Consider the following 26,976-nt stretch of genomic DNA (forward strand, 5'->3'; position numbering starts at 1 on the left):
CATGTCCACCGTCATCTGGGTCGCGGTGGTCTTGAAGGGGCTGCTTCGCATCGGACGATTGATTCTGCGCACTCGGTTGGGCAGGCAAGGTCTGCTGAGGCGAAACCTAATCACGGTTTTTTTTACTGTCAACAACCCCCGCGAAAAATTTTCACATCCGCGCCATCCGCGGTGTTGCCTGCACGGTCGCCACGCTCCGCCTTCGACGACCACCAAAGCGCCACGCACGCACGTTGCCTGCAACGACAACAACGCAAGCGTTGAACAAAAAGCACTTGAAATAAGCACTCCGCGCAGATGCATGCATGTTGGCGGCCACTGCATGCACGCATCGCCAGCAGCGGTCGCCGCCCCCACCAACGCCAGCACAACGGCACCGCAACGGGGGGCGAAAAGTTTTCACATCCGGACGCGCCGGCGCGGGGTGGAAACGCGGATTTGCGCAAAACTGCGCACGCCCATCGGTACCGTTCGCGGGTCTGCTGATGCCGCGCCGAGGGCGCGCAGCAAACCCTGCGTCATGAGCCGACGTACTCGCCAAAACAAAAACGGCCACCCGAAGGTGGCCGTTGCAGAACCCGGAAACGACGACTCAGTGGTCGTCGTTCTCCAGGGCTTCGGCGTACGCGTCCGGGTCCAGCAGCTCGTTGACCTCTTCAGCGTTGGTCAGTTCGACCACGAACATCCAGCCTTCGCCGTAGGCATCTTCGTTGATGGTTTCCGGCTTGTCGGACAGGGCCGAGTTGACCTCGACAACCTTGCCGCTGATCGGGCTGTAGACGTCCGAGGCGGCCTTCACCGACTCGACGACGGCGATCTGTTCGCCAGCCTTGGCGTCGGCGCCGACTTCCGGCAGTTCGACGTAGACCAGGTCACCCAGCAGGCCCTGGGCGTGGTCGGAAATACCGACGGTGACGCGGCCATTGCCTTCGACACGGGCCCACTCATGGGACTTGAGGAACTTGAGGTCGCCGGGGATCTCGCTCATGGGACTGCTCCAGAGATATGCAGGGGTGGAAAAAACGGGGCTAGTGTAACCAACCGGCCGCCACTGCTGTCAGTGACGACCGGCATGTTCGGATCAGGCGTCGGCGAGCACGCCGGGCTGGGCCTGGCCTTCGCGCACGAACGGGAACTTGACCACGCGCACCGGCACCTGCCGGCCGCGGATGTCGACGGTGACTTCGCCGAGTTCACCGGCCGGTACACGGGCGAAGGCGATGCCCTTGGCCAGGGTCGGCGAGAAGGTGCCGGACAGGATCTCGCCCTGGCCACCCGCGGTGGTCACCGCCTGGCCGTGGCGCAGCACGCCCTTCTCGTCCATCACCAGGCCGATCATCTGGCGTGCGGTGCCGGCAGCCTTCTGCGCTTCCAGCACGTCGCGGCCGATGAAGTCGCGGCCTTCGTCCAGCGACACCGTCCAGGCCAGCGCCGCTTCATACGGGCTGATCTCTTCGTCCATGTCCTGGCCGTACAGGTTCATGCCGGCTTCCAGGCGCAGCGTGTCGCGCGCGCCGAGGCCGGCCGGCTTCACGCCCGCTGCCAGCAGGCGGTTCCAGAACGCGACCACGGCATCCTGCGGCAGCAGGATTTCGAAGCCGTCTTCGCCGGTGTAACCGGTGCGGGCGACGAACAGCTCGACGCCGTCGTCGGACTGCACCTGCAGGGCGGCGAAGCGGCCCAGCTTGGTCAGCGCCTCGCGCTCGGATTCGCGGGCCAGGCCGATCACGATCCCGCGCGCCTGCGGGCCCTGCACGGCCAGGATGGCCAGGTCCGGGCGCTGCTCGACGCTGACGCCGAACGGCGCGGCCTGCTCGCGCAGCCAGGCCAGGTCCTTTTCGCGGGTGGAGGCGTTGACCACCATGCGGAAGAAGTCGTCGCCCAGGTAGTAGACGATCAGGTCGTCGATGACGCCGCCGCGCGGATTCAGCATGCACGAGTACAGCGCCTTGCCCGGCACCTTCAGCTTGTCGACCGAGTTGGCCAGCAGGCGGCGCAGGAACGGCTTGATCTGGTCACCGCGCAGGTCGACCACGGTCATGTGGCTGACGTCGAACACACCCGACTCGCGACGCACCAGGTGGTGCTCGTCCAGCTGCGAGCCGTAGTGGATGGGCATGTCCCAACCCCCGAAATCGACCATCTTGGCGCCAAGGGCGCGGTGGGTATCGTTGAGCAGCGTCTTCTGGGTCATGACCGGGTCCGGCAGCAGAGGAAACAAGAATCCCCATTATCCCAGATCGGTCGCCCGCAGGTCGCGCCGCAGCGCAGCGGGGATGTTTGGCCGGCCTGCGGCCGGCGGGCGCCTTCCACAAGCCAGGCAACGGCAACAGCCAAAGCGTATCGGCTCGGCGAAGTCGACGGCTTGGCCGGATCGGTATGGGCGATCGGGACACGCCGTGAACCCATCCCTGGGGGCTCGGTCGCGCCATCCATGGCGCGAACGGTCCCGCTCGCCCATACCGCTCCAGCCTTTCAACGTTCCCAGTGACGGAACGGAAGTCAAATGCAGGAGCAAGAGCAGATTTGGGTGTCGATACAAATATAGAGAGATGTCGGATCCCATTCCTGCGGAATGGGATCCGACCCCGAGTTCACAGAGAGCAGCGACCGGCTTCTGCTTCTCGCTTTTGATTTCTTCTCCGTGGGCTGTACGCGCACGGAAACTGTCGGGGGTCGGGCGGGTTGGGTTCGCGGGACCGTTGGCGCCATGGATGGCGCCATCGAGCCCCCAGGGATGGGTTTACGGCGTGTCCCGCGAACCCAACCTGTCCGACCCACCACACAATGCCAGTCGACTAACAGTCGACTCTACCCGCGGCAGACTCGACTACCAGCGTGCTGCCCTGCACCGCCACCACCCGCACCAGGCTGCCGGCCTGCAGTTCCGGCCCACTGACCTGCCAATACGCATCATCGATGCTGACCCGGCCCTGCCCGCCGACGATGCCCTGCTGCAATGGCACCACCCGTCCGACCAGCTGCTCGGCGCGGCGGTTGAGCAACGGTGCATCGCTGGGTCGCGCCCTTGCCTTGCCCCAGCGCCGGTAGCACTGGATCGAGACCACGCTCAGCACGACGAAGGCAACGACCTGCCACAGCAATGGAATGCCGCTGAACACGGCCACCAGCACGAACACGGCGGCCGCGCCGATGCCGATCCACAGCATGAACGCGCCCGGCGCCAGTGCCTCTGCGGCAAACAGCAGCAGTGCCAGCGCGCCCCAGCCCACGACTTCCCAGCGCATGTCAGCCTCCGATCGGCGGCGGCCGCTTGCCCGCGGCCTTGGTGTTCTGGTCGCCCAGTGCCTGCTTGGCCAGTTCGGCCACGCCGGCGATCGAACCGATCACACCGCTGGCCTCCATCGGCATCAGCACCAGCTTCTGGTTCGGCGAGCTGGCCAGCTCCTTGAACGCTTCCACGTATTTCTGGGCAACGAAGTAGTTGATCGCCTGCACGTCGCCTTCGGCAATCGCCGCCGACACCACCTTGGTTGCCATCGCTTCGGCTTCGGCCAGGCGCTCGCGCGCCTCGGCGTCGCGGAACGCAGCCTCGCGCCGGCCTTCGGCCTCGAGCACGGTGGCCTGCTTCTCGCCATCGGCACGCAGGATCTCCGACTGCCGCGAGCCTTCGGCTTCGAGGATCTGCGCGCGCTTCTCGCGCTCGGCCTTCATCTGCCGCGCCATCGCATCCAGCAGGTCGCGCGGCGGCTGGATATCACGGATCTCGATGCGGTTGACCTTCACGCCCCACGGGTTGGTGGCATGGTCGACCACGCTCAGCAGCTGGGCGTTGATCACCTCGCGCTGGCTGAGCGATTCATCCAGGTCCATCGAACCGATCACGGTACGGATGTTGGTCTGCACCAGGGCGATCATCGCCACTTCCAGATTGGCTACCTCATAGGCCGCCTTGGCCGCATCCAGCACCTGGAAGAACACCACGCCATCCACGCGCACGGCGGCATTGTCCTTGGTGATCACTTCCTGGCTGGGCACGTCCAGCACCTGTTCCATCATGTTCACCTTGCGCCCGACCCCGTACACGATCGGGATCAGGAAGTGCAGGCCGGGGGTCATGGTGTGCGTGTAGCGCCCGAAGCGCTCGACGGTCCATTCGTATCCCTGCGGCACCATCCGCACCGCCTTGAACAGGATCACCACGGCCACGAAGGCCAGTACCACGGTAAAGAACATGGTCGGGAACATCGCGCTTTCCTTATCTATGGCGTCCAGGCCCCAGCATAGCGCGTGAGGGCGGCCTCCACAGCGGCCGCTACCAGGGCACGCGCCGGCGCAGGATGTCAGCGAACATCACCCAGTCGCCCATGAACGAGTACAGCGGATGCTGGAATGTCGCCGGACGGTTCTTCTCGAAAAAGAAATGACCGACCCAGGCGAAGCCGTAACCGCAGAAGAGCGCGGCAAGCACCAGGATCGCTTGCCCGCGCAGGATCGCCGCCGCAACCAGCAGCAGCACTCCGCAGCTGCCGATGAAGTGCAGGCGGCGCGACACCGGGTGGCGGTGCTCGCTGAGATAGAACGGATAGAACTCGCGGAAGCTGGCGAAGCGGGACATGCGCGTGCTCCGGGGACCAGGGGCGCCCCCATCATGCACCTTCCGGGAAGGGATCGCTGCCCTTGTAGAGGCTTGCGCGTGCCAGCGCGGCCGGAAGGAAGAGCAGCCGAGCATGGCTCGGCTCTACATTGATGAGGTGCGCGGCCCAAACATGATCACCGCCATGCCGGCCAGGCACAGGGCGGCGCCGAACAGGTCCCAGCGGCTGGGACGGATGCCATCGACCAGCCACAGCCAGAACAGCGCGGTGCCGATGTAGACGCCACCGTAGGCCGCATAGACCCGGCCGCTGGCGGTCGGGTGCAGGGTCAGCAGCCAGGCGAACAGCGCCAGGCTGGCGGCCGCCGGCAGCAGCAGCCAGATGCTGCCGCCCTTGCGCAGCCACAGCCACGGCAGGTAGCAGCCGACGATCTCGGCCACTGCGGTCAGCAGGAACAGGCCGAGTGTCTTCACGCTTTCTCCGCTGCCTTGGCGTGCTGCCACAGCGCTTCCTGCGCATCCAGGTCCATCGCGGCCAGCGCTTCCCCCTGCGCGTCGGCCTGCGTTTCCATCGCACGGAAGCGACGTTCGAACTTGTGGTTGGCCCCGCGCAGCGCGGCACCCAAGTCGATATCGGCGTGACGGGCCAGGTTGGCGCAGACGAACAGCAGATCACCCAGCTCTTCCTGCAGGCGCGCCTTGTTGCCGGCGATGTCGCCGCGCTCGAACTCTTCGCGCAGTTCCTGCAGTTCCTCGGCCGCCTTGTCCAGCACCGGCAGCGGGCCTGGCCAGTCGAAGCCGACCTTGGCCGCGCGCGACTGCAGCTTCACTGCCCGCTGCCATTCCGGCAGGCCGCGCGAGATGCCGGCCAGTGCGGAGGTGTCCTGCTCGCCCTTGGCGGCGCGCTCGGCGCGCTTGATCGCCTCCCAGTTACGCATCACCCCGTCGGCATCATCGACGCTGACCTCGGCGAACACGTGCGGGTGGCGGCGCTGCATCTTGTCGCTGATCGCGCGGGCCACGTCTGCGAAGGCGAAGCTGCCCTGCTCTTCGGCCATGCGCGCATGGAACACCACCTGCAGCAGCAGATCGCCCAGTTCATCGCAGAGATCATCGAGATCGCCGCGATCGATCGCATCGGCCACCTCGTAGGCTTCCTCGATGGTGTACGGCGCGATGGTCGCGAAGTTCTGCTCCAGGTCCCACGGGCAGCCGCCCTGCGGGTCGCGCAGGCGCGCCATGATCGCCAGCAGGCGCTCCAGCTCATGGGTGGCGGCGCTGCCGGTGGTGGGGTTGTCGTGCGCGCTCATGCGGCCTCCAGGGTCAGTCGGACAACCAGTCGCGCCACGGCAGGCTGGTATCACCAAGGGCAATGAAATCGCCGTTCAACAGGGTTTCGCGGCGGTTGTAACGGAACGGCTTGCCGGTCGCGGCCGACAGCACCGCACCGCCGGCGGCATGCAGCACGCACTGGCCGGCAGCGGTATCCCATTCGGAGGTCGGGCCCAGCCGCGGGTAGACATCCAGGCCGCCTTCGGCGATCCGGCAGAATTTCAGCGACGAGCCCTGCGCGATGGTCTCGATGCGGCCCATGCGCGCCAGCAGCGCCTCGGTTTCCGGCGAACGGTGCGAGCGGCTGGCGGCGACGCGCAGCGGTGCGGTGGCCGGCGTGCGGGTGCGCAGCACGGTGTCGTGCAGGCCCTGCCGGCGATAGGCCAGCTCGCCACGCATGGCATGCCAGACGATGCCGGTGACCGGGGCCAGCACCACGCCGAAGGCAGGTGCGCCCTGGTAGATCAGGGCAATGTTGACGCTGAACTCGCCATTGCGCTTGACGAACTCGCGGGTGCCGTCGAGCGGATCGACCAGCCAGTACGCGCCCCAGTGGCGCCGCTGCTCCCACCCCACCTGCGCCGATTCCTCGGACAGGATCGGCAGGTCCGGAGTCAGCTGCTGCAGGCCCTGCTCGATCACGAGGTTGGCGGCCAGGTCGGCGGCGGTAACCGGGCTGTTGTCATCCTTGATCTGCACCTCGAAGCCATCGGCATACACCTGCATGATGGCTTGTCCGGCTTCCTGGGCGATGGCGATGGCGGTCTCGCGCAGGTCCGTGGTCAGTTTGATCATCGCGTTCCCTGCAGCCACTGGCGCGCGATGAACAGCGCCGCCAGCGAGCGTCCCTCGGAGAAGTCCTCGCGCAGCATCAGCTGGTCCAGTTCGGCCAGCTTCCACGGCACCACTTCCAGTTCTTCCGGCTCGTCACCGGCCAGCTTTTCCGGATACAGGTCACGTGCCACCACCAGCCACGACTGATGGCTCATATAGGTCGGGGCCAGGGTCATTGCGCGCAGCACGTCGACCCGGCGCGCACCGTAACCGGCTTCTTCCTTCAGCTCGCGGTCGGCGGCCTGCTCGGGGGTTTCGCCGGCGTCGATCCGGCCCTTGACCAGGCCCAGCTCGTAGCGGTGCATGCCGGCGGCGTATTCACGTACCAGCAGCACGGTCTCGTCATCCAGCATCGGCACCACCACCACCGCGCCGTGGCCACGGCTGACCAGGCGCTCGAAGCGGCGGCGTTCGCCGTTGGAGAACTCCAGGTCCAGGTGCTGGCGCTGGAAGGGGCCGTTCTCCTCATCGGTGATCCGATGGATGATCGGCAAGCGACGGCCGGCACGGTCATCGTTCATGCGGAATCTCCGCGGCGGCCGGCGCCAGCGCCGGGGCCGATAGAATGTGCAGGCAGCAACATGTTCATGAGCCCGAAATGCTAGCAGACCCAACCCCCTTCCCGCTGGCCCAGCACTGGCGGCAACGCGACCTGCAGGTGCTGTGGCACCCGTGCACGCAGATGCGTGAGCACCCGCATACCCTGCCGCTGGTGCCGATCGCCCGTGGTGAAGGCGCATGGCTGATCGACCACGACGGCAACCGCTACCTGGACGCCGTCAGCAGCTGGTGGACCAATCTGTTCGGCCATGCCGAGCCGCGCATCGGCAGCGCCATCGCGGCGCAGGCCGGGCGGCTGGAACAGGTGATGCTGGCGGGCTTCGGCCACGAGCCGGCGATCACCCTGGCCGAGCGCCTGCTGGCGCTGGCGCCACGCCAGCCAGGCCGCGAGCCGTTGGCCAAGGTGTTCTACGCCGACAACGGCTCGGCCGGCGTGGAAGTCGCGCTGAAGATGGCGTTCCAGTATTTCCAGAACCGCGGCGAGCCACGGCGCACGCGTTTCATCGCGCTGGAGAACGGCTACCACGGCGAGACCCTTGGCGCGCTGGCGATGGCGGACATTCCGCTGTACCGCCGTGTCTACGCACCGCTGCTGGCCGAAGGCCTGTTCGCGCCCTCGCCCGATGCCTACCTGGCCGAGCCGGGCCAGAGTGCGGCTGATCGTGCGCGCCAGGCCGCCGATGGCCTGGCCACCCTGTTCGACCAGCATCCCGGCGAGATCTGCGCGGTGATCCTGGAGCCACGCCTGCAGTGCGCCGGCGGCATGCGCATGCACGACCCGGTCTACCTGCAGCGTGTGCGCGAACTGTGTGATGCGCACGGCGCATTCATGATCGCCGACGAGATCGCCACCGGCTTCGGCCGCACCGGCACGCTGTTCGCCTGCGAGCAGGCCGGCGTGATGCCGGACCTGATGTGCCTGTCCAAGGGCCTGACCGGCGGCTTCCTGCCGCTGGCCGCGGTACTGGCCACGCAGGCACTGTACGACGCCTTCCTTGATGACTCGCGCGAGCGCGCCTTCCTGCATTCGCACAGCTACACCGGCAACCCGCTGGCCTGTGCGGCCGCGCTGGCGACGCTGGACATCTTCCGCGACGACGATGTCATCGCCCGCAACCGTGGCATCGCCTCGGTGATGGGCACGCTGGCTGCGCCATTCAGCGACCATCCGCACGTGGCCGACGTCCGCCAGGCCGGCATGGTGGTGGCCTTCGAGCTGTCGCGTGATGGCAACAAGCGCACCCCGTTCGACCCGGCGCTGCGACTGGGACTGCACGCCTACAAGGCCGCGCTGAAACGTGGCGTGGTGCTGCGTCCGTTGGGCGACGTGCTGTACTGGATGCCACCCTACTGCGTGGATGACGAACAACTGGAGCTGCTGGCACATACCACGCTGGCGGCGATTGACGAGGCGATTGCATGCGCGTGACCCGCTGCCCCATCGACCTGGCGCTGCACAGCGGCCAGACCGTGACCCTGCCGGAAGAGACGGCCAACCATCTAGTGCGGGTGATGCGCCTGCGCGAGGGTGATACCTGCGTGCTGTTCAACGGCGATGGCCACGACTACAGCGCCACGCTGACCGCGGCCGGCAAGCGCGAGGTGCAGGTGCGCATCGATGCGGTGCAGGCGGTGGACAACGAATCCCCGCTGGCGATCACTCTGCTGCAGGGCATTGCCCGAGGCGAGAAGATGGACCTGATCCTGCAGAAGGCCACCGAGTTGGGCGTGAGCGCCATCGTTCCGGTAAATGCCGAGCGCACCGAGGTGAAGCTGGATGCCGCGCGCGCGGAGAAGCGCGTGGCGCACTGGAACAACGTGGTGACCTCGGCCTGCGGCCAGTCCGGGCGCGCGCGCATTCCGCAGGTGGGTTCGCCGCTGTCACTGGCGCAGGCTGCGGCAACGCTGCCGGCCGATACGCTGCGGCTGACGCTGGACCCGCTGGGTGCCCATCGCCTGTCGACGCTGGACGCGGCGCCGGCGGGCGGCATCGTGATCGCGATCGGCCCGGAAGGCGGCTGGTCGCCGCGCGACCGCGATCAACTGGCGGCGGCCGGCTTCCAGGGGCTGCAGCTGGGCCCGCGCATCCTGCGCACGGAAACGGCCGGTCTGGCCGCGATCGCGGCATTGCAGGCGCGGTTGGGGGATCTGGGATAAGGCGCAGGTCCGGTGACCGCGGCGCTCGCCGGGCATGGCCCGGCGCTACCCCGGGAATCCGGGTCACCTGTGGTAGCGCCGGGCCATGCCCGGCGGATTCCCCATCAGGCCGCCAGCGAATCCAGGGCGGCTTCCAGCGCGTCCAGGTTCGGCAGCAACGCGCTCTGCTCACCCAGCAACACGCGCATGTGCACGATCTGCGGCAGGGTTTCCTCGGAAGCATCGGCCAGCAGGCCATCGCGCGGCACCGAGATCAACTGCGGGAAATTCTGCGTCAGCAGCGCGTAGTACGGGCGCTGCGCGTTGCCGCTCAGGGCCTTCAGCACCACCACCTTGTTGTGGCCACCCACCGCTTCCTCGCCCAGCCCGGAAAGCCGCGCGAACGACACCAGCGGCACCTGCCAGCCGTGCCAGCCGATCTCGCCGACCAGCCAGCGCGGTGCATCGGAGACCGGCTGTACCGGCACCCGCGACATCATTTCGGCCACGGTGGCATTGGGCAGCAGCACGCGCTCGTTGCCGGCCTGGATCAGGACGCCGCGGATTTCGTCATTGCTGGCATAGCTCATGGTGCGTCTCCGTTGTCGTCCTGCTCGCCCCAGCGCGCGGCAATCGCCTGCGCCAGCTCCTGCGGTTCGCCGGCCACCATGCCGGCAGCCACCACGGCCGTCGCCGCGGCGGGGTCGTAGCAGCCCTCGCCCACCTGGCCGGCCACCCAGGCACCGGCTGCGGCAAGGTCCAGTGCCGGCCCGACATGGGCCAGGTCGGCGCCACTGAGCAGCACCAGCGCAGTGTGCTCCGCCGGCAGCGCGGCCAGCGAGATACCCTGTGCATCGCTGAGGAAATGCAGGCCGTCGGCGGTCACGCTTACGCCGATGTCATCGGCCAGCACGTGCACCTCACCGGGGACGGCCCGCTGGCCGGCTTCGGCCAGCTGCACCGGCAACGGCGACACGCGTGCCATCTGCTTGACCAGGTTGCCGTAGCGGCCGCCATCCAGGCGCATGTGCACCAGCACCGGTACGCTCAGCGACGACGGCAGCGCGCCGAGCAGGCGGCGCAGCGCATCCGGGCCACCAATGCCGGCCAGCACCAGCAGCGAGCCGGCACGTGCGCCCGCAGGCGCCGCAGCGTCCAGGTCCACCAGGCTGAGGTGATCGGTATCGAAGGATGGCAGCGGCGCTTCCACCGCGGCGCTGTGGCCGGTGGCCGCGGGTACGTCTGCCACGTCATCGACCAGCGACCACGCGGTGTGGTCGAAGGATACCGGCGGCGTAACCGGTGCGGCGGGCGTGGCGACCGGCTGCATCGGCACTGCCTCCAGCGGCTCCGGCACGACCGGCTGCAGCGCGGCCAGTGCCTGCTCCAGCGCGATCGGTTCGTGCAGGTGCGCCGGTGGCGCATACAGGCTGTCCGCCGGCACTTCGTCCGCCCAGCTCAATGCCTGGTCCAGATGCGGCTGAAGCGCTTCCTCCCGTGGTGCCGGCGGCGGTGCCGGGTGACCCGGTTCCAGCTGCAGGGCGGGTTCGTCTTCCGCACCCGGCGGCAGCACCTGCTGGTGACCGTGCAGCTTGGCGGCCAGGTGGCGGCCCCAGCGCTGTGCCTCCCAACCATCACGGCGCGCCGCGAGTTCGGCCTCGTCGAAGACCAGGGTCAGGCCCGGTGCGGACAGCACCGCTTCAAGCCGTTCCAGAGCATCCTCGATGGCCGCCTCCAGCGCGATCACCACGAACTGTGGACGCGCGTCCTGCAGGAGCTGCGGCTCCAGGCCGTTCGGGTCGTCTTCCAGCACCAGCTGCACATCGGCATGCGACAACGCCTCGCGCAAGCGCTCGCGCGCCGCGCCAGGGCGGGCCAGCAGGGCGACGGCCGGAACCGCCTGGGCTTCACTCACGGACACGGGCGATCCCCAGCAGGTCGTACACGTTACGCATCAGGTCCAGCTCCTGGTACGGCTTGCCCAGGTAGCGCTGCACGCCGATTTCGAAGGCGCGCTGGCGGTGCTTGTCGCCGCTGCGCGAGGTGATCATCACGATCGGCACGTCCTTGTAGCGTGGGTCGGCGCGCATCGCAGTGGCGAGCTCGTAGCCATCCATGCGCGGCATCTCGATGTCCAGCAGCATCAGGTCGGGCACGCGTTCTTCCAGGCGCTCCAGTGCTTCCACGCCGTCGCGGGCGACACTGACCTCGAAGTTGTGGCGTTCGAGAATGCGCCCGGTGACCTTGCGCATGGTCAGCGAGTCGTCCACCACCATCACCAGCGGCACCTGGCGCTCCTGGCGCGGGGCGTTGGCCAGCACCGGCAGCGTCGGGTTGGCGAGGAAGCGACGCACCAGCGGCGCCACGTCCAGGATCACCACCACGCGGCCATCGCCGGTGATGGTGGCGCCGTAGATGCCCGGCACCGAAGCGATCTGCAGGCCGACCGGCTTGACCACGATTTCGCGGTTGCCCAGCACCTGGTCGATCGCCACGGCGGCACGCAGGTCACCGGCACGGACCAGCAGCAGCGGCACCTGGTCCTGGCCATCGGCACGCGCCGGAGCCTGCCCGACCAGGCTGCCGAGGTCGTACAGCGGATAGTCCTCGCCGCTGTAGCGATAGCTGCTGTCGGCCGCTTCGAAACGCTCGCGCGACAGGCGGCCGATGCCACTGACCGAGGCGACCGGCACCGCAAAGGTGGTTTCGCCGATCTGCACGAACACCGCCTGGGTGACGGCCAGCGTCTGCGGCAGGCGCAGGGTGAAGCGCACGCCCTGGCCACGCACCGACTGGATGTCGACCGAACCACCCAGCTGGCGCACTTCGTTGCGCACCACGTCCATGCCCACGCCTCGGCCTGCCAGCTGGCTGACCTGGTCGGCGGTGGTGAAACCAGAGGCGAAGATCAGGTTGTCCAGTTCCTGCTCGTTAGGCTGCGCATCGGCAGCCAGCAGGCCACGGTCGATGGCGCGGCGGCGGATCGCTTCGCGGTCCAGGCCGGCGCCGTCGTCGGCCACTTCCAGCACGATTTCCGAGCCTTCGCGATGCAGGCGGATGGCGATCTCGCCCTCCTCCGGCTTGCCAGCGGCGCGACGCTGTTCCGGCGCTTCCAGGCCATGGGCCACGGAGTTGCGCAGCATGTGCTCCAGCGGCGCGACCATGCGATCGAGGACGTTGCGGTCCAGTTCGCCGTGAGTGCCTTCCAGGGTCAGGTGGACCTGCTTGCCGGTATCCATGCCGGACTGGCGGACCACGCGGCGCAGGCGCGGCACCAGGCCATCGAACGGCACCATGCGCGCGCGCATCAGGCCGTCCTGCAGTTCCGAGCTTACGCGCGACTGCTGCTGCAGCAGGGAGTCGTACTGGCGCGACAGATCGTCCAGCACGCCCTGCAGGCCGCCAAGGTCGGCGGCGGACTCGTTCAGCGCACGGCTGAGCTGCTGCAGGGTCGAGAAACGGTCCAGTTCCAGCGGATCGAACTTCTGGTCAGCCTGGTCCTGCTCGCGCTGGTAGCGGGCGACGATCTGCGCCTCTGTTTCCAGGTCGAGGCGGCGCAGCTGGTCGCGAAGACGCGCATTGGTGCGCTCCAGTTCGCCCATGGCGCCACGGAAGGCGCCGAGCTGCTGTTCCAGGCGCGAACGGTAGATCGCCACTTCACCGGCGTGGTTGACCAGGCGGTCGAGCAGGTCGGCGCGCACGCGCACCTGTTCCTGCTGCGGACGGGCCGACGGGTCTTCGTCGGCCACGCCTTCGGCCGGCAGCGGTGCCGACAGCGGGGCATCGGCCGGCGTCGCCAGCGGGCCCGCAGCCTGTGCCGGCACAGTTTCGGCCTCGCTGGCCGCACGCGCGGCCGCAGCGGCCGCCGCGATATCGGTGGTGGTGCGGACCTCGAAGGCCTCCACCAGATCCTGTGCAGGCTCCACCACGCGGTGGGCACCGGTCCGCGTGAGCAGCTGGTGCAGGCGGTCGAAGCCACGCTCCAGCAGCTGCACGTCGCGGCGTTCGATCTCGGTGCGGCCGGCCGCCACGGCTTCCAGCAGGGATTCGATGCTGTGGCCAAGGTCGCCGATGGCATTGATGCCGGCCATGCGTGCGCCACCCTTCAGGGTGTGCAGGTCACGCTGCAGGCCGGCCAGGACCTCTCGATCCTGCGGCGCATCGCGCAGTTCGCTGATCAGGCCATCGCAGTGGTCAAGCAGATCCTTGCCTTCCTCGACGAAGATGTCGACCAGCTCGCGGTCGTACACACTGAAGTCGAGCGCATCGGCGCCGTCCGCGGAGTCTTCCGGAGTGGAAGCTTCATCGTGGAGCGGGGCACGCTCCACAGCGTCGGCTTCGGCGGCATCGACATCGGCCGTGCCCTGCCCCGGTGCATCTTCCAGTTCGAAGAACCGCACCGGCTCGGCGGTGGCCTGCAGTGCTTCGGCAGCGCTCACCTCGTTCACCGTCGCCGGGGACGGCTGATCGGCGCTCTCTCCTTCGCCGACCGCCGCCTCCCCGCCGACGTCCGCATCCTCGGCAAAGGCTTCCGCCTCGCCCGGCGCGAGTTCGCTGGCCTGGAGGCCGAGCACGGGCCATTGCCCGTCGTCGTCCAGGGTCTGCTCTTCGTCGATCACGTGCAGGCCGGCCTCGAGCGCGGCTGCCAGCGTGACCGGTTCTGCAAAACCCGGCGCAGCCATTTCATCCTGCAGGCTCGACAGCTCGCTGTCGAGTGGCAGTGCAGCAGCGTCGTCGTCGAGGCTGGCGTCGGCATCGCCCAGGCCAGCGGACATCGACGTATTCAGGTCGATTGCGTCAACTTCCACGGACACCGGCATCTCATCGGCGTCGCGGTCATCCACCGGCAGCGCGCGGGCGTCGAGGTAGGGCGACAGGTCGTCCGCGGCGGTCAGATCGGCCTCGGCGACAGGCGTCGTCGCGGCGTCCACGTCGGTCGTCGCAACAACCGGCTCGCTCTCGACGGGCTGGATCGATTCAATCGATCCGATGCCCTCGGCGATGGCTTCGCCTTCACCCGGTACCGATGGCCATCCGGCATCGAAGTATCGCGACAGATCATCGCTGCCGGTCAATTCGCCGACATCGAGGCCTGTGTCGATCGCGCCCGCGGTCCCGGCGGCCTGCACATCGGCGGCAAGCGGTTCCAGCTCGGGCCCGGCAGGTTCGATCCCGGGCGCAGCAGCTTCGAACGCAGGACCGGTCTCGCCGGTCTCCAGCGCAAGATCCTCGTCGTCGTCCTCCAGCCCGACCATCGGCCAGCGCGCTTCCGGCAGTTCACCGGCCAGCGCCTGCAGGCGCTGCACCAGCGCTTCCTGCGGAGTGATGCGCGGCTGTTCGGCCTGCAGCGCTTCCATGGTCGCGGTGATCGCCTGCGCGGTCGCATCCAGTGCAGCCACGCCCTCGTCGCCCGGCACCACGTCCGCGGCCAGCGCGCGCTTGATGTAGGACTCGGCACCGCCGGTAACGGCAGTGATTTCCGGCACTTCGGTCATCGCGAAGGCGCCGTTCATGGTGTGCACCGCGCGCAGCAGCGCGTCGCTGACCGGCTGCGGCGCCTGCTGCGCCGAGCGCAGCCAGTCCTGCAGGGTCGCCTGGTGGACTTCCACTTCGGCTTCCAGTATCTCGCGCAGCACGCTGTCGATGTTGGCCGGCGTGCCCAGTGCTTCGGGCGCCGGGTCCGCATCGGCTTCAGCCTGCACCGACGCCATTGCTTCGGCTTCGAGGATGCGGCTGATCTCGTCCTCGCCATCGGCTTCGACCACCGGTGCGGCGGGAGCAGCCGCAACCGGCAGCGGTACGTAATAGGTTTCCTCACCCGCGCCGACGCGATCGGCAATGGCCTGCATCGCCTGCAGGTCCACGCTGATCCGCTGGCCATGGCGCAGTGCGGCGTTCAGCTGCGGCAGCGCGGCATGCGCGTTGTCGACCATGGCCAGCACGGCTGGCGTCGCCGGGCGGCTGCCGTCGAGCACGCGGTTGAGCATGCCCTCGATCTTCCACGCGAATTCACCCAGGGTGCGTGCACCGACCAGTCGGCCACTGCCCTTGAGCGTGTGGAAGATGCGGCGGATAGGACGCAGACGGTCCATGTTGTCCGGCTGCATGCGCCATGCCGGCAGCAACGTACCGAGGTTGGCCAGTTCGTCGTCGAACTCTTCCAGGAACACCTCGCGGATGTCCTCGTCGATGTTCTCGGCATCGTCGTCGAAACCCGCCTCGAAGCCGGCTTCTGCACCTTCCGCGTCGCCCACGGCGACCGGCGCTTCCGCATCGGCCGGCGTCGGGGTCGCCTGCGGATTGAAGTCCGCGGCGGCAGCGCTCAGCTCGGCAAAGAACTGCGCGTCGGCTTCGCTGAAATCAATCGGCGCGATGGTGTCGATGTCGATCATCGACACCGCCGCTGCCGGCGCATCGGCAAGCGGCGCGGGCGTTTCCACCGGCACATCCACAGGGGTGATGTCCGGTTCTGCGGCAACAGGGTTCTCTTCCACCACCCCAGGGGCAGTGGCATCGACGCTCTCCAGCGACGGATGCAGCGCGGCATCGTCGTCCAGCGACAACGTTTCCATCGCGTGCAGCGACAGCACATCGTCGGCGTTATCCAGCGAGTCGGCATCGAAACGGAACACGACGTCGTCGCTTGCAGAAACCGCATCATGCTCGGCGGCCACCGGGTCGAACACCGGTGCGGCATGCGTGCCGGTCTCGATGGACAGCGTCGCGTCGGCGGTGTCTTCGACGTCCAGGCCAGCCGTCGCACCGGACTGTACCGGCAGCGTCCACTGCGTGGCGGCCCCCTGCCCTGCATCGACCTGTTCGAAACTGACCGGATCGAAGCTGGCAAACGTCGGGCTGCGCTCATCGTCCGCTGGTGCGAGCGGATCGGCCTCCGGATGGAACGGTGCCAGATCCCATTGCGGGACCTCGGGCGCCGGTGCACTGGAAGCGGCAAAGACCAGCGGTGCATCCGCCTCGTCATGCAGCGACAGCGGCGCGGAGGCGACGGATCCCAGCCCACCGAACATCAGGCTGTTGTCCACCGCCACCGGCGAAGGCGTGGCCGGCGGCGGATCGAAAGTGAAGTCCGGCAGCGGTACCGGCACCTCACCGGGTGCCGGCGCGGCCGACTGTACCGCGATCTCGATGTGCTCGGGCTGCAGTGCCGTGGCCAGCAGCGAAACCGGCTCGCGCTCGATGGGCTGCGGCGCAAACAGTGCCGGCTCGGCCGCATCGCGGTCCGGCAGCGGCCAGTAGCGCAGCGCCTCAAGGCTGCTGCGGGTAATGTCGAGGATGTCCTCGCGGCCCGGACGACGGTCGCGCAGGGCTTCCAGGTAGTACTCCAGGCTGGCCATGGCGTCGGCCAGGGTGTCCAGCTGGCGGCCGCTCGGCACGCGCTGGCGACCAATCAGCTCCGCCTCGATGTACTGCTGTACACCGCGCAGGTAGTCGGCAGCGGTACCCAGGTCGAGCATGCGCAGCGCACCGGAGACATCGCCCAGCAGGCGCGGCACGTCCTGCAGCTCCGCATGGTGCCAGCCGGTTTCGATGAAAGCGACGAAATGCTCGCGGGCGGCGGCGAAGTTGGCGATGGCCTCATGGGCCAGCACCTCTACCGTGCGCCGGTTCTCCACTGCGCTCGGATCGTCCTCGCCACTGCCGCCGGCGCCCAGATGGGCCACCTGGTCATCCAGCGAGGCATCCACGTAGAGCAGCGCGCCGGCGATATCCAGCAGCAGGTTTTCGTCGATCTGCTGGCGGCCTTCGACCACGCCACGCAGTGCATCACGCTGCTGCACGACCACACCGCGGGCCACGCCCAGGCCCATCATGCCCAGCGTATCGGCCACCGCACCCAGCTCATTGGCCTGGGTCTGCAGCTGTTCCGGTGCACCACCGGTACGCAGGTGCAGGTCCAGTGCGTCCTTGATGCGCAGCAGTTCTTCCTTCACCGCGCTGCCAACCGTGTCGAGCAGCTCGCGGTTGCGCCCGCTCAGGCTGCCACGGGCATGGTCCAGCTCGGCTTCGGTGGCGGTGACGCTGTCCGGCGCGAACGCCAGCAGCACGCTGTCATGCACGCCGTCCTCGCCACGCGCGGCGCGGATCTCGTTGAGCAACGGCATCAGCACGATCGGAATGTCGCGATGACCGTTCTGCAGGCGCTCCAGGTAGTCGGGCAGCAACACGCTGCCGCGCATCAAGGTTGCGCAGGCTTCATCGCGATCGGCCACGCCACCGGCGCCGATGGCATGGGCCAGCTGTTCCAGCTCCTCGGCCACCATCGCCGGCGCATACAGCTCGACCATGCGCAGGGTGCCCTGCACCTGGTGCAGGTAGCCGGCGCAGATGCGCATGCGGCTGGCATCGGTCGGGTCTTCCGCGTAGTACTCGACCTCGTTGCGCACCTGGCGCAGGGTCTCGTCCAGCTCGGGCTTGACCCAGCCCAGCGCTGCGTGGCTCATCGCATCGCGCAGACTGCTCATGGACGCGCTCCGTTCGCCGCCGCGCGGAGGCCGCGCGAGTTCTGGCGTGGGGAATGGAAATGCTTCATCGACTGGTTCCTTGCTCGCCGCCCTGCCCGCGTCACGCCGGCAGCTTGAAGTCGGCGACCGAACGACGCAGGTCCGCCGCCAGCTGCGCGAGGTGGCCGATCGATTCGGCGGTCTGCCCGGCACCCTGCGAGGTCTGGCCGGTGATCTGCCGGATCACGCCCATGGTGCGGGTGATGTCCGAGGCCGCGGCCGACTGCTGCTGGGCGGCGATGGAGATGTTCTTGATGAGGGTGTTCAGTGCATTGGACACGCGCTCGATTTCGGTCAGCGCGGTGCCGGCGTCCTCGGCCAGGCGTGCGCCGGACACCACTTCGGCGGTGGTCTGTTCCATCGAGGTGACCGCTTCGTTGGTATCGGCCTGAATGGCCTGCACCAGGTTTTCGATGCGTCGGGTCGCGCCCGAGGTGCGTTCTGCCAGGCGCTGCACTTCGTCGGCCACGACCGCGAAACCGCGGCCGGCTTCACCGGCCGAAGCCGCCTGCACCGCCGCGTTCAACGCCAGGATGTTGGTCTGCTCGGAAATGTCGTTGATCAGTTCCACGATCGAGCCGATTTCCTGCGACGACTCGCCCAGGCGCTTGATGCGCTTGGAGGTTTCCTGGATCTGGTCGCGGATCTGGTCCATGCCCTGGATGGTCTCGCGCACCACGCCGGCACCCTCGGCGGCGATCACCACCGAGCGCTGTGCCACGTCGGCCGATTCGGCCGAGTTGCGCGACACCTGCTCGATGCTCGCCGCGATTTCGCCGATGCGGTCCGACGCCGAGGTGATCTGGTTGGCCTGGTGGCCCGCTGCCTCTGCCAGCTGCATGGCGGTGGCCTGGGTTTCCTGGGTGGACAGCGCGACCTTGGCCGAGGTGTCGTTGATGGTGGTCACCAGGTGGCGCAGCTCGTCGACCGCGTAATTGATTGCGTCCGCAATCGCGCCCGTCATGTCCTCGGTCACCGAGGCCTTCACCGTCAGGTCACCCTCACCGAGCGAGGAAATTTCGTCCAGCAGCCGCATGATGGCCTGCTGGTTGCGGCTGTTGAACTCCACCTGGGTCTGGTAACGCAGTTCCTGCTCGCGCGAGCGGCTGCGCACGTTGGTGGAGACGAAACCGATGATCGCGATCAGCGACAGCGCACCGGACACCACGCCGATCCAGAAGTTCGGGAACAGGCGGGTATCGGACACCGAACCGAACGAGGAGAAGGCCTCGAACAGCTTGCGGCTGTCGTCCAGCATGTGCGCCGAACCCTGGCCCAGCGCGGTGGCCGCCGACTGCGCGGCGAACAGCTGGCGCGAGCTGGCCAGGATCGCGTCGGCGTCCTGCTTCATCGCTTCCCACTTCTGCTGCGACTGCTCCAGCGCGGCGACGGCGGCGGCACCGCGCACGGCGGTGATGCCCAGTTCTTCGTTGCCGTTGCGCAGGCCGTCGAGCACCTGCGAGAACACGGTGATGTCGCGTGCCAGGGCGTCGCCGGAGGTCGCCGCGGCGCTGCCACCGGCACGCATTTCGGTCACGCGGCGAGCCATCGAGCCGGCCACCACGACCTGCTGCAGTGCGCTGTACACCTGCGACGACGGCGCACCCGAGGCCGACATCGCGCGCACCAGTTCGTTCAGCTGGGCCTGCAGGCCCGGCACCGCGCCGGTGAAGTTGTTGGCGTTGCCGGCCAGGGCCAGCACCGCCGGCTCGCTGGCCACCAGCTGCCCGGCCTGCTTGCCCAGCGGCGCCCAGGTTTCACCCAGCGTGGTGATCGGGCCGGACACGCCCGGCTCCTTGCCGTAGCGTCCCTGCAGGGTCGACACGTTCTGTTCGATCGCATTGCGGGTCGCCTTGAAGGCGGTGAACGCCTGCGCGTTGCCGCCGACGGCATCACGGCCCTGGTTGGCCAGCTGCTGCGACAGCACCTGCAGGTCGGCGGCCTTGGAGCCGGCGTCGGCCAGGCGGCTGCCCTGCCAGGTGGCGACGCCGGTGTTGACGCCGAACAGGATCATCGATGCCAGCAGCAGGAACAGCCAGAGGTTGCTGCCGCCCAGCCGCAGCTTGCCGGATTTGGTGGCGTCCGAAGCAGTACTCATCGTTCAACCTCGATCTTCAATGCAGGGGGCGATGCCCGGCCTCAGGCCGCGGCTTGCCGGAATTCAGGGGTGCGCGACAGCAGCGAGAGCGAGAACACGCCCCAGTCATGGCCGTCGGCGTGGAAGGCGCGATCGACGAAATGGCCGTAGCGCCCTTCGGCCAGCGTGCCGGCCGCGATCTGCTGGTCCAGTTCAAAGCTGCGCTGGCCGAACAGTTCATCGATGGTCAGCGCGACGTCGCCACCGGCCTGGCGCATGATCAGCACGCGCTGGCCTTCCTGCTGCACGGTACGCGTGCCTTCCAGGAAGTACTTCAGGTCGACCACCGGGAACAGGTTGCCGCGCAGGTTGCCCACGCCCAGCAGCCACGGCTGGGCGCACGGCACCGGGGTGACCGGCGGCATCGGCACGATCTCCACCACTTCGCGGAAATCGGACACCAGCCGGCGCTGGCCGACGCGGTACCCCACGCCACGCCAGAGATCCTGCGCGAACTGCCGTTCGGGCAGCTGCACCGCGTGGGCCAGGCTGCGCCGTTCATAGGCTTCGAGGATGTCGAAGGGCGAGCGCATCAGGCCACCAGTTCGTTGATCCGCGCGATCAGTTCATCCTCGCGCGGCGGCTTGACGATGTAATCGGCCGCGCCCTGGCGCAGGCCCCAGGCCTTGTCGGTTTCCATCGCCTTGGTGCTGACGATGATCACCGGGATGTGCTTGATCGCCGCGTCACGGGCCATCGCCCGGGTCGCCTGGAAGCCGCTCATGCCGGGCAGGACCACGTCCATCAGCACCAGCTGCGGCACCTGGTCGCGCACCAGCTGCAGTCCATCCTCGGCGTTGTCCGCTTCCAGCACCTCGTGGCCGGCACGGCGCAGCCACTGGGTGAACACCGCGCGGTCGGTCGGTGAATCCTCGATCAGAACGATACGAGCCATTGTGCCTTTCCCCCCTGGTCAGGCGTTGACGTATGTGCGGATGGCACCCAGCAGTTCTTCACGCGTGAAAGGCTTCGTCAGGTATTGCTCCGAGCCGACGATGCGTCCCCGCGCCTTGTCGAACAGGCCATCCTTGGACGAGAGCATGATGACCGGGGTCGCCTTGAACAGCTGGTTGCCCTTGATCAGCGCACAGGTCTGGTACCCGTCCAGGCGCGGCATCATGATGTCGACGAAGATGATCTGCGGTTGCTGGTCTGCGATCTTCGCAAGCGCTTCGAAGCCGTCGGTGGCGGTGACCACCTCGCAGCCTTCGCGCTTGAGCAGCGTTTCCGCAGTCCTGCGGATGGTCTTCGAATCATCGATGACCATCACCCGGAGTCCTGCGAGTTCCCCGCCCGCAGTCGTGTTTTCAGTCATTGCCTATCCCCAAGCGCACGGCCCGATCTCTGGCGGGGGCCGCTACGAAAGCGTATCTATATCGCACTTTCCGCGCCCGCTTCAAGGCCGCCCCACGGCGTGGGGCATGGCAGCCTCCTGAACGTGACGGGTTTCGCAATGACTGCGCGAGCGCCGGGCGGACGCAGCGTTGCAGGACGGCGGGGAGGCGCGCGACCGGCGTTGCCGCTACCATCAACGCCTTGCCTGACAGGTGCGCCCATGCCGTTGAACGTCATCGTGGTGATGGATCCCATCGCCCACATCAAGATCGCCAAGGACACCACCTTCGCCATGCTGCTGGAAGCCCAGCGCCGCGGCCATGCCCTGCACTACGTGCGTCCGGGCGGCCTGGCCCTGGAGGGCGGCGTGGCGGTGGCCCAGACCGCGCCATTGCAGGTGCGCGACGACCCGGCCGGCTGGTATGAGCTGGGCGCATTCAGCCGCACCGAATTCGGCCCCGGCCAGATCGTGCTGATGCGCAAGGACCCACCGGTCGACGCCGAGTACATCTATGACACCCAGGTGCTGGACGTGGCTGCAGCTGCCGGCGCCTGCGTGGTCAACAACCCGCAGGGCCTGCGCGACTACAACGGGAAGCTGGCCGCCCTGCTGTTCCCGCAGTGCTGCCCGCCCACCCTGGTCAGCCGCGATGCCAAGGCATTGAAGGCCTTCGCGCTGGAGCATGGCCAGGCCGTGCTGAAGCCGCTGGACGGCATGGGCGGCCGCTCGATCTTCCGCAGCGGCCAGGGCGATCCGAACCTGAACGTGATCCTGGAAACGCTGACCGACGGTGGCCGCAGGATGGCGCTGGCGCAGAAATTCATCCCGGACATCACCGCCGGCGACAAACGCATCCTGCTGGTCGATGGCGAGCCTGTCGACTACTGCCTGGCGCGCATCCCGCAGGGTGATGAATTCCGCGGCAACCTGGCCGCCGGTGGCCGTGGCGAAGGCCGGCCGCTGAGCGAACGCGACCGCTGGATCGCCGCCCAGGTCGGCCCGGAGATGAAGCGCCGCGGCATGCGCTTCGTCGGCCTGGACGTGATCGGCGATTACCTGACCGAGGTCAACGTGACCAGCCCGACCTGCGTGCGCGAACTGGACGCACAGTACGGCCTGAACATCGCCGGCACCCTGTTCGACGCACTCGAGGCCGGCCTGCGCTGATGCCTGCCGCACCTGCCGTACTGCCCCCGCCGCCGCGCGAAGCGCAACGGCTGGGGGCGACCATCGCGCTGTCGGTGCTGGTCCACGCCCTGCTGATCCTGGGCGTGGGCTTCGCCGTGAAGGGCGATGCGCCGCTGGTGCCGACGCTGGAAGTGATCTTCAGCCAGACCCGCACCGCGCTGACCCCGAAACAGGCCGACTTCCTGGCTGCCGCCAACCAGGAAGGTGGTGGCGAGCATGACCGCGCGCAGCGTCCGCGCGACAACCAGGCCGGCATCGTGCCGCAGGCCCAGTCCGGAATCAGCCCGGTTCCACAGCAGCAGCAATCGGCCGCGCCGGTTCCGCCGCCACAGGCACGGGTGGTCAGCAGCCGCAATGGCGAAGAAGTGGTGGCGCAGGCACAGTCCCGCCCCACACCGGATCAGCCCGAACCGGATGCGCCCTTGAGCGCACGCGAACAGCGCGACGTGGAGATGGCGCGGCTGGCTGCCGAAGTGCACCTGCGCTCGGCGCAGTACGCCAAGCGCCCGAACCGCAAGTTCGTGTCGGCCAGCACGCGCGAATATGCCTATGCCAATTACCTGCGCGCCTGGGTCGACCGTGCGGAGAAGGTAGGCAACCTGAATTACCCGGATGAGGCCAGGCAGCGCCGCCTCGGCGGCCAGGTGGTGATCAGCGTGGGCGTGCGCCGCGATGGCAGCGTGGAGAGCAGCCGGATCCTGCGTTCGAGCGGTACGCCGTTGCTGGATGAGGCCGCCCTGCGGGTGGTGCAGCTGGCGCAGCCGTTCCCGCCGTTGCCGAAGACCGAGGACGAGATCGACATCCTGCAGGTCACCCGTACATGGGTGTTCCTGCCGGGCGGCACCCTGCACGACGACCGGTAGAGGTTTGTTGCCCGGGCCTGCGGCCCGGGACCCGCTGCAAGGCTGGAGCAACGGCAACAGCAACGGCAACAGCGGCGGTCGGTGTACTGAGGCTTGGCGGGGCGGTGTCGGGCGGCGGGGACGCCGCAAGTACGTCCCTGTAGGCTTAGCCGCGGCATCCATGCCGCGGATACCCCGCCACCCGACACCGCCCCACCTCCGACAGATCGCGGCGCATCATCGCTTTTGGTAGGTGTCGACCTTGGTCGACACACATCCACGCCATGCGTGGATGCGAGCGAAGCGATCCGCTTTTGACTTTGATTTTCTTTTTGATTTTCCGTGGCGGACGCGCACGGAAACTGTCCGAGGCCGGGCGGGGTGGGTTCGCGGGGGTGTCCGCGGCATGGATGCGGCGACCGAGCTTACAGGGAAGTACTTGCAGCGCCCCCTGCGCAGCCCACCCGCCCGGCCAAGCGCGGCTTTTGATTTACACGACCAACCAACCCCGCCACGAGGGGCTCAGCCGTTGGCCTTCGCCTTCGCCTCGCGCGCGGCCTGCTGCTCCACCAGGGTCAGTGCCACGTTGTCACGCAGGTACGCGGGCTCGACCTTTTCCGGCGCAATCGCCTCGCCACGCGCGAAGGCCGGCATCGCCAGTGCCAGCACGTCCGACGCCCGCGGCAATGCCGTGGCATCGAATCCGCGAAGGCCACTGCCCAACTGCGCCACCAGCGCGCCGTCGGCCGCGCCGAAGCCGGTGCCGACGCCGTAGGCCGACAGCCCGTCCGGCAGCGCCACTGCTGCCGGTGCACATACACGCTCGCCATCGCGCGCGAGCGGCAGGCCGTCCACACGCTCGAAGCGGGCGACATACAGTTCACCCATCCGTGCATCGATCGCCGACAGGATCTGCGTTTCTTCAACGGGAGCACGCAGCGCCAGCACCTGCAACGTGGACACCGGCAGCAACGGACGATCCAGCGCCAGTGCGATGCCCTGCGCGATGGCGATCGCCAGGCGCACGCCGGTGAAAGCACCAGGACCACGGCTGAGGGCGATGCCGTCCAGCTGGCGACGGCTGATGCCGGCCTCGGCCAGCAGCGCCTCGGCCCACGGCAGGCTCAGTTCGGCATGCCGGCGCGGGGCGATCTCGAAGCGTTCCAGCACCTGCCCATCGACATGCAGGGCAACGGAACAGGCTTCGGTGGCGGTTTCAAAGGCGAGCAGTTTCATCGGATCAGGTCAGAACAGGGGGAACGTGGCACCGGGCGCCGGCTCCGGGCCCGCCGCGGCGGCGGCGGTCGGAACGGCATCATCGGCCACGGGCGCCCATTGTGGCGTAAAGAAGGCCTGCACATCGGCCAGGCTGCGGGTACGGCGGAACGGTGGCAGTGAATCGAGGAACACCCGGCCGTAACCCCGGTTGAGCAGGCGCGGGTCGCACAGCACCAGCACGCCACGGTCGCTCTCGCTGCGGATCAGGCGGCCGACGCCCTGCTTCAATGCGATCACCGCCTGCGGCAGCTGTTCATCGCGGAACGGGTTGCCGCCCTGGCTGCGGATCGCCTCCAGCCGCGCCTCGTACACCGGGTCATCCGGTGCCGCGAACGGCAGCTTGTCGATCATCACCACGCTCAGCGCCTCACCGACCACGTCCACGCCTTCACGGAAACTGGCCGAGCCCAGCAGCACGCCATTGCCCGATTCGCGGAAGCGCTGCAGCAGGGTCGCGCGCGGCGCCTCGCCCTGCACGAACAGCGGCCACGGCCCGTCGCGCAGCGCCTCGGCTGCCTCGCGCAGCGCACGGTGCGAGGCGAACAGCAGGAACGCCCTGCCCTGCGAAGCCTGCAGCACCGGCCGAAGGGTCTGGATCAGCGCGGTTCCGAAACCACGTGCGGCCGGATCGGGCAGGCCTTCGGGCAGGTAGCACAACGCCTGCTTGGGCCAATTGAAGGGGCTTGGCTGGACCAGCGTGTGCGGATCGTCCAGGCCCAGGCGCGTGGCGATGTGATCGAATCCGCCGCCGACGGTCAGCGTCGCCGAGGTGAAGATCCATGCGGCGCGACTGCGTTCGCGATGCTCGCGCAACGGGCCGGACACATCCATCGGCGTGCGCTGGCAGCGGAAACCACGCGGCGTTAGCTCGTACCAGAGCACGTCGGCGGCGCTGGCGGTCTCCGCCGGATCGGTATCGAAATCGAGGCTGGGTTCGTCATCGCCCAGCCAGCGGCCGAGCCGCGAAACCGCTTCGCGCGCACGCGCATGGCAGGCATCGAGGCCGGCAGCCGCTTCGCGCAGCGGCTGCAGCGCCTGTTCCAGCGTCACCAGGCCGGCCATCACCGTGTCGAAGCCATCACGCACCTGCGGCATCGCCAGTGCACGCCATTGCGTGCCACGCGCTGGCAGCCCTTCCATCGCCGAGCGCAGCGCCAACAGCGCCTGCTGCAACTGGTCGACCGGTTCCTGCAGCGCCGACTGCGCGCCTCCCACGCCACGCGCTTCGGCCAGGCAGTCGCGGCCCAGTTCCTGCCACGGGCGCATGCCGAAACCTTCGCCGAAGAACTGCGCGGCCAACTCGGGCAGCTGATGCGCTTCGTCGATGACGAAGGCCTGCGCCCCCGGCAACAACTCGCCAAAGCCATCCTGCTTCAATGCCAGGTCGGCCAGCAGCAGGTGATGGTTGACCACCACCACGTCCGCGGCCTGCGCGCGTTGCCTCGCACGCACCACGAAGCAGTCGTCCCAGAACGGGCAATCGGTGCCCAGGCAGTTGTCGACGGTGGAGGTGACCATCGGCAGCAGCGGTGAATCGTCGGCCAGTCCGTCGAGTTCGGCGACATCGCCGAACTCCGAACGACCGGACCAGGCCAGGATGCGCTGGAACTGCGCGGCCTGTTCGGGACTGGAAAAACGCGGTTCGCCGCGCGCCTGTTGCAGGCGATAGCGGCACAGGTAATTCGCGCGCCCCTTCAGCAGCGCGCTGCGCAGGCCGACACCGAGCGCCTGCCGCACACGCGGCAGGTCACGGTGGTAGAGCTGGTCCTGCAGCGCGCGGGTTCCGGTGGAGATGATGGTGCGCAGCCCGGACAGCAGCACCGGCACCAGATAGGCGAAGGTCTTGCCGGTACCGGTACCGGCCTCGGCCAGCAACAGATCGCGCTGCTGCATCGCGTCGGCGATGGCTTCGGTCAGGCGCAGCTGGGCCGGGCGCGGGACGAAGGCGTCCAGATGCGAGGCGAGCGCGCCGCCGTCGCTGAGGGCTTCGCGGCTGGCATGGACAAGATCGGACATCAGAGGGAAAGGATACCCGGCCGGGCGCTGCCCGGCACCCGTTTCAAGCCAGGGCACCAGCGAAAGCAACGGCAACAGCCTGGTTCATGGCTCTGGGTTTCTACGTGCTGGGCGGGTCGGGAGGGGCAGGCAGGACACGCCGTAAACCCATCCCTGGGGGCTCGATGGCGCCATCCATGGCGCCAACGGTCCTGCCTGCCCTCCCGACCCGCCTTCGACAGTTTCCGGGTGACGGA

Annotated in this window: 22 protein-coding genes; 4 read left to right on the forward strand and 18 right to left on the reverse strand. The window is 68.1% G+C overall.

Annotation, left to right across the window (positions count from 1 at the left end; genetic code table 11):
- Window positions 1–592: 592 nt before the first annotated feature.
- The 9 genes from gcvH to nudE all read right to left on the reverse strand — a co-directional run bounded on the left by gcvH (window position 593) and on the right by nudE (window position 7,245).
- Entirely contained in the window at window positions 593–988 is a 396-nt protein-coding gene (gene gcvH / locus QP552_RS15875; protein WP_005410701.1) for a glycine cleavage system protein GcvH, read from the reverse strand.
- Window positions 989–1,081: 93 nt separating this feature from the next.
- Window positions 1,082–2,194, reverse strand: coding sequence for a glycine cleavage system aminomethyltransferase GcvT (gene gcvT, locus QP552_RS15880; RefSeq protein WP_286074035.1), 1,113 nt, complete (start codon window positions 2,192–2,194; stop codon window positions 1,082–1,084).
- 604 nt (window positions 2,195–2,798) lie between these two features.
- Window positions 2,799–3,248 carry an NfeD family protein gene (locus tag QP552_RS15885; protein WP_043034496.1) on the reverse strand — a complete coding sequence of 150 codons (450 nt, stop codon included), beginning with the start codon at window positions 3,246–3,248 and terminating at the stop codon, window positions 2,799–2,801.
- A 1-nt stretch (window position 3,249) separates the two neighbouring features.
- Window positions 3,250–4,209: an SPFH domain-containing protein gene (locus tag QP552_RS15890; RefSeq protein ID WP_106551036.1), complete on the reverse strand. Its 960-nt coding sequence runs from the start codon at window positions 4,207–4,209 to the stop codon at window positions 3,250–3,252.
- A gap of 67 nt (window positions 4,210–4,276) precedes the next feature.
- Window positions 4,277–4,579, reverse strand: a complete 303-nt coding sequence (locus QP552_RS15895) for a DUF962 domain-containing protein (protein ID WP_049431766.1) — start codon at window positions 4,577–4,579, stop codon at window positions 4,277–4,279.
- A 123-nt stretch (window positions 4,580–4,702) separates the two neighbouring features.
- The gene (locus QP552_RS15900) at window positions 4,703–5,032 is read right to left on the reverse strand and encodes a YnfA family protein (RefSeq protein ID WP_286074036.1); all 330 of its coding nucleotides are present in this window, start codon (window positions 5,030–5,032) and stop codon (window positions 4,703–4,705) included.
- Window positions 5,029–5,868, reverse strand: a complete 840-nt coding sequence (gene mazG, locus QP552_RS15905; RefSeq protein WP_286074037.1) for a nucleoside triphosphate pyrophosphohydrolase — start codon at window positions 5,866–5,868, stop codon at window positions 5,029–5,031. Before mazG ends, QP552_RS15900 begins: the two co-directional genes overlap by 4 nt.
- Before the next feature lie 13 nt (window positions 5,869–5,881).
- Entirely contained in the window at window positions 5,882–6,685 is an 804-nt protein-coding gene (gene cysQ / locus QP552_RS15910; RefSeq protein WP_099552045.1) for a 3'(2'),5'-bisphosphate nucleotidase CysQ, read from the reverse strand.
- Entirely contained in the window at window positions 6,682–7,245 is a 564-nt protein-coding gene (nudE, locus tag QP552_RS15915) for an ADP compounds hydrolase NudE (protein WP_005418435.1), read from the reverse strand. The genes cysQ and nudE overlap by 4 nt, the downstream gene beginning before the upstream one ends.
- Window positions 7,246–7,322: 77 nt before the next feature.
- Here nudE and bioA point away from each other — a divergent pair, with 77 nt between their 5' ends.
- Complete coding sequence (bioA, locus tag QP552_RS15920) at window positions 7,323–8,714, forward strand: adenosylmethionine--8-amino-7-oxononanoate transaminase (protein ID WP_286074038.1); 1,392 nt, start codon at window positions 7,323–7,325, stop codon at window positions 8,712–8,714.
- The gene (locus QP552_RS15925; protein ID WP_111113208.1) at window positions 8,705–9,442 is read left to right on the forward strand and encodes a 16S rRNA (uracil(1498)-N(3))-methyltransferase; all 738 of its coding nucleotides are present in this window, start codon (window positions 8,705–8,707) and stop codon (window positions 9,440–9,442) included. Before bioA ends, QP552_RS15925 begins: the two co-directional genes overlap by 10 nt.
- Before the next feature lie 104 nt (window positions 9,443–9,546).
- Here QP552_RS15925 and QP552_RS15930 read toward each other — a convergent pair whose 3' ends face one another.
- From QP552_RS15930 to pilG, 7 genes are all read right to left on the reverse strand, one after another.
- Window positions 9,547–10,011, reverse strand: coding sequence for a chemotaxis protein CheW (locus QP552_RS15930; RefSeq protein WP_005410712.1), 465 nt, complete (start codon window positions 10,009–10,011; stop codon window positions 9,547–9,549).
- The gene (locus QP552_RS15935; protein ID WP_111113209.1) at window positions 10,008–11,342 is read right to left on the reverse strand and encodes a chemotaxis protein CheB; all 1,335 of its coding nucleotides are present in this window, start codon (window positions 11,340–11,342) and stop codon (window positions 10,008–10,010) included. The genes QP552_RS15930 and QP552_RS15935 overlap by 4 nt, the downstream gene beginning before the upstream one ends.
- Window positions 11,329–17,904, reverse strand: coding sequence for an Hpt domain-containing protein (locus QP552_RS15940; RefSeq protein WP_111113210.1), 6,576 nt, complete (start codon window positions 17,902–17,904; stop codon window positions 11,329–11,331). The genes QP552_RS15935 and QP552_RS15940 overlap by 14 nt, the downstream gene beginning before the upstream one ends.
- Before the next feature lie 100 nt (window positions 17,905–18,004).
- A complete protein-coding gene (locus tag QP552_RS15945) occupies window positions 18,005–20,041 on the reverse strand; it encodes a methyl-accepting chemotaxis protein (RefSeq protein WP_286074039.1) in 2,037 nt (678 codons plus the stop codon).
- Window positions 20,042–20,082: 41 nt separating this feature from the next.
- The gene (locus tag QP552_RS15950) at window positions 20,083–20,613 is read right to left on the reverse strand and encodes a chemotaxis protein CheW (RefSeq protein WP_005410716.1); all 531 of its coding nucleotides are present in this window, start codon (window positions 20,611–20,613) and stop codon (window positions 20,083–20,085) included.
- Window positions 20,613–20,975: a response regulator gene (locus QP552_RS15955; protein ID WP_005410717.1), complete on the reverse strand. Its 363-nt coding sequence runs from the start codon at window positions 20,973–20,975 to the stop codon at window positions 20,613–20,615. Before QP552_RS15955 ends, QP552_RS15950 begins: the two co-directional genes overlap by 1 nt.
- Before the next feature lie 18 nt (window positions 20,976–20,993).
- Window positions 20,994–21,395 carry a twitching motility response regulator PilG gene (gene pilG, locus QP552_RS15960; RefSeq protein WP_005418455.1) on the reverse strand — a complete coding sequence of 134 codons (402 nt, stop codon included), beginning with the start codon at window positions 21,393–21,395 and terminating at the stop codon, window positions 20,994–20,996.
- A gap of 240 nt (window positions 21,396–21,635) precedes the next feature.
- On the opposite strand from pilG, the gene gshB reads away from it, so the two are divergent.
- A complete protein-coding gene (gshB, locus tag QP552_RS15965; RefSeq protein ID WP_286074040.1) occupies window positions 21,636–22,583 on the forward strand; it encodes a glutathione synthase in 948 nt (315 codons plus the stop codon).
- Window positions 22,583–23,467, forward strand: coding sequence for an energy transducer TonB (locus QP552_RS15970; RefSeq protein ID WP_106551028.1), 885 nt, complete (start codon window positions 22,583–22,585; stop codon window positions 23,465–23,467). The genes gshB and QP552_RS15970 overlap by 1 nt, the downstream gene beginning before the upstream one ends.
- Before the next feature lie 501 nt (window positions 23,468–23,968).
- On the opposite strand, the gene tsaB is transcribed toward QP552_RS15970, so the two are convergent.
- Window positions 23,969–24,682: a tRNA (adenosine(37)-N6)-threonylcarbamoyltransferase complex dimerization subunit type 1 TsaB gene (tsaB, locus tag QP552_RS15975; protein WP_286074041.1), complete on the reverse strand. Its 714-nt coding sequence runs from the start codon at window positions 24,680–24,682 to the stop codon at window positions 23,969–23,971.
- Between the two features lie 9 nt (window positions 24,683–24,691).
- The gene (locus tag QP552_RS15980; RefSeq protein WP_111113214.1) at window positions 24,692–26,740 is read right to left on the reverse strand and encodes an ATP-dependent DNA helicase; all 2,049 of its coding nucleotides are present in this window, start codon (window positions 26,738–26,740) and stop codon (window positions 24,692–24,694) included.
- Window positions 26,741–26,976: the final 236 nt, after the last annotated feature.

This window comes from Stenotrophomonas sp. 59 (assembly GCF_030291095.1).
GTDB lineage: Bacteria > Pseudomonadota > Gammaproteobacteria > Xanthomonadales > Xanthomonadaceae > Stenotrophomonas > Stenotrophomonas maltophilia_Q.

Excerpts from the sequence above, each read along its gene's own strand:
- gcvH (WP_005410701.1), bottom strand. The coding sequence starts at position 988 with ATGAGCGAGATCCCCGGCGACCTCAAGTTCCTCAAGTCCCATGAGTGG.
- gcvT (WP_286074035.1), bottom strand. The coding sequence starts at position 2,194 with ATGACCCAGAAGACGCTGCTCAACGATACCCACCGCGCCCTTGGCGCC.
- QP552_RS15885 (WP_043034496.1), bottom strand. The coding sequence starts at position 3,248 with ATGCGCTGGGAAGTCGTGGGCTGGGGCGCGCTGGCACTGCTGCTGTTT.
- QP552_RS15890 (WP_106551036.1), bottom strand. The coding sequence starts at position 4,209 with ATGTTCCCGACCATGTTCTTTACCGTGGTACTGGCCTTCGTGGCCGTG.
- QP552_RS15895 (WP_049431766.1), bottom strand. The coding sequence starts at position 4,579 with ATGTCCCGCTTCGCCAGCTTCCGCGAGTTCTATCCGTTCTATCTCAGC.
- mazG (WP_286074037.1), bottom strand. The coding sequence starts at position 5,868 with ATGAGCGCGCACGACAACCCCACCACCGGCAGCGCCGCCACCCATGAG.
- cysQ (WP_099552045.1), bottom strand. The coding sequence starts at position 6,685 with ATGATCAAACTGACCACGGACCTGCGCGAGACCGCCATCGCCATCGCC.
- nudE (WP_005418435.1), bottom strand. The coding sequence starts at position 7,245 with ATGAACGATGACCGTGCCGGCCGTCGCTTGCCGATCATCCATCGGATC.
- bioA (WP_286074038.1), top strand. The coding sequence starts at position 7,323 with ATGCTAGCAGACCCAACCCCCTTCCCGCTGGCCCAGCACTGGCGGCAA.
- QP552_RS15925 (WP_111113208.1), top strand. The coding sequence starts at position 8,705 with ATGCGCGTGACCCGCTGCCCCATCGACCTGGCGCTGCACAGCGGCCAG.
- QP552_RS15930 (WP_005410712.1), bottom strand. The coding sequence starts at position 10,011 with ATGAGCTATGCCAGCAATGACGAAATCCGCGGCGTCCTGATCCAGGCC.
- QP552_RS15940 (WP_111113210.1), bottom strand. The coding sequence starts at position 17,904 with ATGAGCAGTCTGCGCGATGCGATGAGCCACGCAGCGCTGGGCTGGGTC.
- QP552_RS15945 (WP_286074039.1), bottom strand. The coding sequence starts at position 20,041 with ATGAGTACTGCTTCGGACGCCACCAAATCCGGCAAGCTGCGGCTGGGC.
- QP552_RS15950 (WP_005410716.1), bottom strand. The coding sequence starts at position 20,613 with ATGCGCTCGCCCTTCGACATCCTCGAAGCCTATGAACGGCGCAGCCTG.
- QP552_RS15955 (WP_005410717.1), bottom strand. The coding sequence starts at position 20,975 with ATGGCTCGTATCGTTCTGATCGAGGATTCACCGACCGACCGCGCGGTG.
- pilG (WP_005418455.1), bottom strand. The coding sequence starts at position 21,395 with ATGACTGAAAACACGACTGCGGGCGGGGAACTCGCAGGACTCCGGGTG.
- gshB (WP_286074040.1), top strand. The coding sequence starts at position 21,636 with ATGCCGTTGAACGTCATCGTGGTGATGGATCCCATCGCCCACATCAAG.
- QP552_RS15970 (WP_106551028.1), top strand. The coding sequence starts at position 22,583 with ATGCCTGCCGCACCTGCCGTACTGCCCCCGCCGCCGCGCGAAGCGCAA.
- tsaB (WP_286074041.1), bottom strand. The coding sequence starts at position 24,682 with ATGAAACTGCTCGCCTTTGAAACCGCCACCGAAGCCTGTTCCGTTGCC.
- QP552_RS15980 (WP_111113214.1), bottom strand. The coding sequence starts at position 26,740 with ATGTCCGATCTTGTCCATGCCAGCCGCGAAGCCCTCAGCGACGGCGGC.